This is a genomic window from Candidatus Nanopelagicales bacterium (assembly GCA_037045355.1).
In the GTDB taxonomy this organism is placed as follows: domain Bacteria; phylum Actinomycetota; class Actinomycetes; order S36-B12.
Genome location: JBAOHO010000010.1, coordinates 172,861 through 178,860, shown reverse-complemented (window position 1 = coordinate 178,860; position 6,000 = coordinate 172,861). Strand labels below are relative to the sequence as shown.

The 6,000-nt window shown below is 65.7% G+C and carries 7 protein-coding genes and 1 pseudogene; 5 read left to right on the top strand and 3 right to left on the bottom strand.

Going from position 1 to position 6,000, the window contains the following annotated elements:
* Together V9E98_04630 and V9E98_04625 are read left to right on the top strand one after the other, a co-directional pair.
* The coding region (locus V9E98_04630) for a 2-oxo acid dehydrogenase subunit E2 (GenBank protein MEI2716269.1) at positions 1 to 397 on the top strand (397 nt) is incomplete at its 5' end.
* 394 nt (positions 398 to 791) lie between these two features.
* Positions 792 to 975 (top strand): annotated as a pseudogene (locus tag V9E98_04625) (FAD-dependent oxidoreductase).
* 1,315 nt (positions 976 to 2,290) lie between these two features.
* Here the strand turns inward: V9E98_04625 and V9E98_04620 are convergent.
* The 3 genes from V9E98_04620 to V9E98_04610 all read right to left on the bottom strand — a co-directional run bounded on the left by V9E98_04620 (position 2,291) and on the right by V9E98_04610 (position 3,289).
* Positions 2,291 to 2,668, bottom strand: a complete 378-nt coding sequence (locus V9E98_04620) for a zinc-binding dehydrogenase (GenBank protein MEI2716268.1) — start codon at positions 2,666 to 2,668, stop codon at positions 2,291 to 2,293.
* Positions 2,669 to 2,670: 2 nt separating this feature from the next.
* Positions 2,671 to 2,799 (bottom strand): hypothetical protein, encoded by a 129-nt coding sequence (locus V9E98_04615; protein MEI2716267.1) that lies wholly within the window; start codon positions 2,797 to 2,799, stop codon positions 2,671 to 2,673.
* Between the two features lie 82 nt (positions 2,800 to 2,881).
* Complete coding sequence (locus V9E98_04610; GenBank protein ID MEI2716266.1) at positions 2,882 to 3,289, bottom strand: alcohol dehydrogenase catalytic domain-containing protein; 408 nt, start codon at positions 3,287 to 3,289, stop codon at positions 2,882 to 2,884.
* Positions 3,290 to 3,532: 243 nt separating this feature from the next.
* Between V9E98_04610 and V9E98_04605 the strand changes: the two genes are divergently transcribed.
* The 3 genes from V9E98_04605 to V9E98_04595 are packed head-to-tail and all read left to right on the top strand — an operon-like array spanning position 3,533 to position 5,958.
* Positions 3,533 to 3,703, top strand: coding sequence for a hypothetical protein (locus V9E98_04605; protein ID MEI2716265.1), 171 nt, complete (start codon positions 3,533 to 3,535; stop codon positions 3,701 to 3,703).
* Between the two features lie 42 nt (positions 3,704 to 3,745).
* Complete coding sequence (locus V9E98_04600; protein MEI2716264.1) at positions 3,746 to 5,116, top strand: AMP-binding protein; 1,371 nt, start codon at positions 3,746 to 3,748, stop codon at positions 5,114 to 5,116.
* Positions 5,023 to 5,958: an SDR family oxidoreductase gene (locus V9E98_04595; GenBank protein MEI2716263.1), complete on the top strand. Its 936-nt coding sequence runs from the start codon at positions 5,023 to 5,025 to the stop codon at positions 5,956 to 5,958. The genes V9E98_04600 and V9E98_04595 overlap by 94 nt, the downstream gene beginning before the upstream one ends.
* Positions 5,959 to 6,000: the final 42 nt, after the last annotated feature.

Sequence of the window (6,000 nt, the reverse complement as noted above, 5' to 3'; positions counted from 1 at the left end):
TCAGTCCGGGCGGCCTCATCACGCCGATCATCCAGGACGCCAACGGCCGCACCCTCACCTCGATCGCGCAAGCCATGAACAACATGCGACCCGCGCCAAGGAAGGCAAGCTCAAGACCCACGAATACGTCGGCGGCACCGCCAGCATCTCCAACATGGGCATGATGGGAATCAAGCAGTTCACCGCCGTGATCAACCCGCCGCAGTCGACCATCCTTGCCATCGGCGCGGGCGAGAAGCGCCCCTGGGTGATGGACGACGGCACGCTGGGCGTCGCCACGGTGATGAGCGCGACCGGCAGCTTCGATCACCGCGCCATCGACGGCGCGGACGGCGCGCGGCTGATGGCCGCGTTCCAGCGACTATGTCGAAAAGCCCGCTGGGCGATGGTGGCCTGACATGCGCGCCCCGACGGCGAACCGGTGATCCGCGTCACCGCCATGCCGGCGGACGCCAATGCCGATGGCGACATCTTCGGCGGCTGGCTGATGAGCCTGATGGACATGGGCGCCGGGACTGGTCGCGGCGCGCGAGGCGCGGGGCCGCGCGGTGACGGTGGCGATGGACGGCGATGCAGTTTCACCTGCCGGTCAAGGTGGGCGACGAAGTTTCGGTCTATCGGCCGGCTGGAACGGGTAGGGCGCACCTCGATGACGATCGCGATCGAAGCCTGGCGCCGCATCGCCGCGAGGACGGAAGGCCGGTTCAAGGTGACGGAGGCGATGCTTCACCTTCGTCGCGCATGCGACGAAGCCAGGGCAGCGCTCAGCGCCCGGTCAAGCAGGAGAGTTAATACCAGTGTCCGATCAATACGACGTCATCGTCCTCGGTTCCGGCCCCGGCGGCTATGTCGCGGCGATCCGCGCCGCGCAGCTTGGGCCTGAAGACCGCGATCGTCGAGCGCGAGCATCTGGGCGGCATCTGCCTCAACTGGGGCTGCATCCCCACCAAGGCGCTGCTGCGCTCGGCCGAAGTGTTCCACCACATGAAGCACGCCAAGGACTATGGGCTGTCGGCCGACAACATCGGCGTCGATCTCGACGCCGATCGTCAAGCGCTCGCGCGGCGTGGCCGACGCAGCTCAACAAGGGCGTCACCGGCCTGATGAAGAAGAACAAGATCGACCGTCGTACATGGGCACGGGCAAGCTCGCCGCGCACGGGCAAGCTCGCGGTCACCGGAGAGGACGGCAAGAGCGACCGACGCTCGAGGCCAAGCACATCATCATCGCCACCGGCGCCCGCGCGCGCGACCTGCCCGAGCTGGCAAGGCCGACGGCAAGCGCATCTGGACCTATCGCCACGCGATGACGCCGACCGAGATGCCGACGCAAGCTGCTGGTCATCGGCTCGGGCGCGATCGGCATCGAGTTCGCCAGCTTCTACAACGATCTCGGCGCCGAGGTGACCGTGGTCGAGATGCTGGACCGCGATCGTGCCGGTCGAGGACGCCGAGGTCTCCGCCTTCCTCGAAAAGGCGCTCAAGAAGCAGGGCATGAAGATCATGACCGGCGGCCAAGGTCGGCAGACGATCGAGCCGCGGCGACAAGGGCGTCACGGCGACGATCAAGGGCAAGGACGGCAAGGTCAGCGAGACCGACGAGTTCAGCCACGTCATCGTCGCGGTCGGCATCGTCGCCAACATCGAGAACATCGGGCTGGAGGACACTCGGCGTCGAGCCCGACGCAAGTGTCCACATCAAGATCGACGACTCATGGCCGCACCAACGTGCCGGGCGTCTGGGCGATCGGCGACTGTCACCGCCGGCGCCCTGGCTGGCGCACAAGGCGAGCCACGAGGGCGTGATCGCGGCGGAGGCCATCGCGCGGAGCTCGGCAACGCGACGTCCATCCGCATCCGCTCGACCGGCGCAACATTCCCGGGCTGCACCTATTGCCATCCGCAGGTCGCCAGCGGTCGGCCTGACCGAGGCGAAGGCGCAAGGAGGCGGGCTACGACGTGCAAGGTCGGCAAGTTCCCCTTCATCGGCAACGGCAAGGCCATCGCGCTGGGCGAGCCGGAGGGCTTCGTCAAGACGGTGTTCGACGCGCAAGACCGGCGAACTGCTGGGCGCGCACATGGTCGGCGCCGAAGTCACCGAGACTGATCCAGGGCTTATGTCGTCGGCAAGGCGCTGGAGACGACCGAGGCGGAACTGATGCAGACCGATCTTCGCCGCATCCCACGCTGTCAGCGAGGCGCTGCACGAAATCCGTACTAGCCGCCTATGGGCGCGCCGTCCACATCTGATCGCCGCGCCCCTCCGCGCGGGGAGGGGCGGGCGGTTGGGCTCAGAGCAGGTTCACCGCGACCTTGCCGAAGAACTGTCCGCTCTCCAGGCAGCGGTAGGCATCCTGGATGCGGTCGAGGTCATAGACCACATCGACCACCGGGTTGATGCGGTGTTCGACCATGAAGCGCGCCATCGCCTCGTGCTGGTCGCGGTTGCCGACCGCGATGGGGACGAGGTTGACCTCGGGGTTCTGCTTCGTCCAGCTGAAGTCCGAACCCCAGCATGCCGATGGCCGAAAGCTGACCGCCCTGGACCAGCAGCGAGGCGTTGTCCTCGAACTGCACCGCGCCGACCGTGTCGATGATGTTGGCGATCCTGGCGCCGCCAACGGCGTTGCGGATCGCTTCGCCCAGTTTGGCGTCGATTTGTAGTTCACGGTCACATCCGCACCCAGCCAGCGGGCGCGAGCGACTTCGCGTCCGACGAGGAGGTGATCGCGACATTGGCACCCATCGCCTTGGCGAGTTGCAGCGCGGCGAGCGAAACGCCGCCGGTGCCATGCGCCAACACCCATTCGCCAGGTGCGGTGGGCCGGAAACCCGTCAGCGCCGACCATGAGGTGAGCGCCGCGCAAGTCAGCGTCGCGGCTTCAGAGATCGCCCAGCTCGTCGGGATTGCGGACCAGGCTTTCGGCTGGGAACACGGCATATTGCCGGGCAACGCCATCGACCGAACCGCCCAGCATTTCGTAACTTTTCTGTTCGCCGCTGATCCAGCCCAGCGTGAAGATCGGGCTGACGCGGTCTCCGGCCTTCACCCGGGTGACGCCGCTGCCCACCGAAACCACCGCGCCCGCGCCGCAGGACAGCGGGATCAGCTCCGGTTCCTTCGCGATGCCGGGGATCAACCCCCTGGCCATGATCAGGTCGCGGAAGTTGAGCGTCGCCGCATGCAGCCGCACCAGCGCCTCGCCCGGCCCGGGATCGGGGATCGGCGCATCGATAATGTTGAGCGTATCGACGCCCTTTCCGCTCTGGAGTTTCGCAACCTTCGCCATCAATTCTCTCCCATCTGGCTTTGCCCCGTCCTAGACCAAGGCGGGGGCAGGTTTCACGTCCTAAATGCCATCGCCATGGCGATGAGCCGCGCCGCCAATTGCCTAAGCCTGCGCGGCGGCGTGACCGCCGCCGGGAACGGTTGGAGCCAGCCTTGCCTTGCGGAGGGCCGCTGTTAGGTTCGAACTTTCGCATCCGGTCAATGCACCCGGTCAATGCACCCGGTCAATTCAGGGAGATGTAGCGTGGCGGATACCGCCCTGTCACTGGTCAAGGGCATTCCACTTTCCGAGGAGGAAGGGCAGGGGGCACACACGATTGGCGGCTATTTGCGAGAGATAATAGCAGCGCGGCATGGCGATGCCGAGGCTCTGGTGCTGCGCGAGTGCAAAAACCAGCTATCAGTGGAGCTATAACGATCTGCTTCGGCGATTCCATGGCCGTGGCGAAGGCGCTGATTGGCAGCGGCGTCGGCAAGGAAACTTCACGTCGGCATCCTGATGACCAACCGACCGGAATTCATCGCCTCGCTGTTTGGAATCGCGCTTGCGGGCGGTGTGCCGGTGGCGCTAAGAAGCACCTTCTCGACGCCGAATGAGCTCGACTACATGCTCAAGGCCTCGCAGATTTCGCTGCTGCTGTTCGAACAGCATGTGTTGAAGAAGGACTTCCACGCGATGATCGCCGGGCTGGAACCGGCGATCGCGCAGGGCGAACCGGCTACGGCATCGGACCGCTTCCCCTTCCTGCGCCACCTCGTCTCGGTCGGCGGCGTGCCAGGGCGACGCCAATCCGCTGGAGCTCCACGCAGGGCGGAGCGGTGGAGCGGTGGGACGGTTTCCTTGAGGCGCGGGGCCGGAATCGGCGACACGCAGCTATTCGCCCGGGCCGTTCGGTGGTGCCCAGCGATCCTGGCGGCGTCTTCTTTTCATCCGGAACCACCAGCCTGCCCAAGGGCATCGTCCATTCGCAGCGCGCCTTCACCATCCAGTGGTGGCGCTGGCCGCGCACTTTCGCGATGCGCGAGCCGGTGTCGCGGCTGGACCGGCAATGGCTTCTTCTGGTCGGGCAATATCTCGATGGTCGCGGGCAGCGCCTTTTCCACTGGCGGCGCGGTGATCCTGCAGCGCTACTTCGACGAGACCGAGGCGCTGGAGCTGATCGAGAAGGAGCGCATTGCCTTCATCAACGGCCGCCCGCACCAATGGGCACGCTTTCAGGCCGCACCCAACTGGGCGAGCGCCGACCTGTCCAGCCTGAAGTACATCCCGCGCGGCGAGATGATCTGGGAGCATCCCACGGTGAACACCGACTGGCGCGTGCCCTTTGCCTTCGGCACCACCGACGATGACGGTGTGCACCGGCTATGCTGCGGATACGCCGCCCGAGGTCTACCTCGCCAGCGCCGGTCCGCCGCTTCCCGGCAATGTGATGAAGATCGTCGATCCGATGTCGGGCGCGATCCTGCCGCTCGGCCAGAAGGGAGAGATGTGCATCAAGGGGCCGACGCTGATCAGGGCTATCTCGGCAAGGCCCCGAGGAGTGCTTCGACGCCGAGGGGTACCCGTATATTGCACAGGCGACGGCGGCCATCGAGATGCGCAGGGGCGCTTCTTCTGGGATGGACGGCTGACCGACATGATCAAGACCGGCGGCGCCAATGTCTCTTTACCCCGGTCGAGGTGGATGACGTCATCGTGAGTTCCCTGGCGTCAAGCACAGCCAGACGGTGGGCGTGCCCGACGATCTGCTGGGCGAGATGGTGGTCGCATGCATTGTGCCGATCGAGGGAACCGAGCTTTCGGCAGCGGAGATCATTGCCTTCGTGAAGCAGGAAATCGCCAGCTTCAAGGTACCGCGCCGGGTGCTGTTCTTCACCGACGGGGATTATGCGCTGACCGGCAACAAAAGGTCAAGTCGAGCACCGTGCGCGAACTGGCGGTCAAGCGGCTGGAGGCGAAATCGGCGGGTTAGGCCGGCCGCAAGCGGCGGGAGACGGACGATGGAAGGCAGATTGAACGGCAAGGTGATCGTCGTCGCGGGGGCTGGCGGCATCGGCGATGAACTGGCGCGGCGTTATGCCTCCGAAGGCGCCTCGGTGGTGCTGGGCGACATTGACAGCAGAAGGGCAATCGGCACCGCCGAAGCCTTTTCCGGGGCGGGGTTGAAAGTCGCCGGCACGAGGCTTGACGGCGCCGACGGGGAATCCATCGCGGCAATCGTCTCGCTCGCGCAATCGCGCTTCGGCGGGCTCGATGGCTTCCACGCCAACTATGCCGGCTTCAACGAAGGAAATTCGCTGAACGACGTTACCACCATCCCGATGGACGACTTCGACGAGGTCTGGAACGTGAGCGCGCGCGGTTTCGTGCTGTGCACGCGCCATGCCGATCCCGGCGATGCTGAAGCGCGGCGGTGGTTCCATCGTCTATACGAGTTCGGACGCTGCCTTCATGGGCGAGGAAGTGCGGCTGGCCTATGCGATGAGCAAGGTCGCGCTCACGGCGCTGGCCCGCCATGTCGCGCGGCGGTTCAGTCCGCAGGGCATCCGCGCCAATGTGATCTGCCCCGGCGTTGTTTCGCACCCAAGGTTCGCGGAGCATATCCCGGCGGAAGTTGCCGAGGCATTCGCGAAGGCAACTCTCGTCGGTCGCCTGGGCAGGCCGTGTGACATCGCCGCGATGGGCGCACTGATGATGTCGGATGAGGGCAG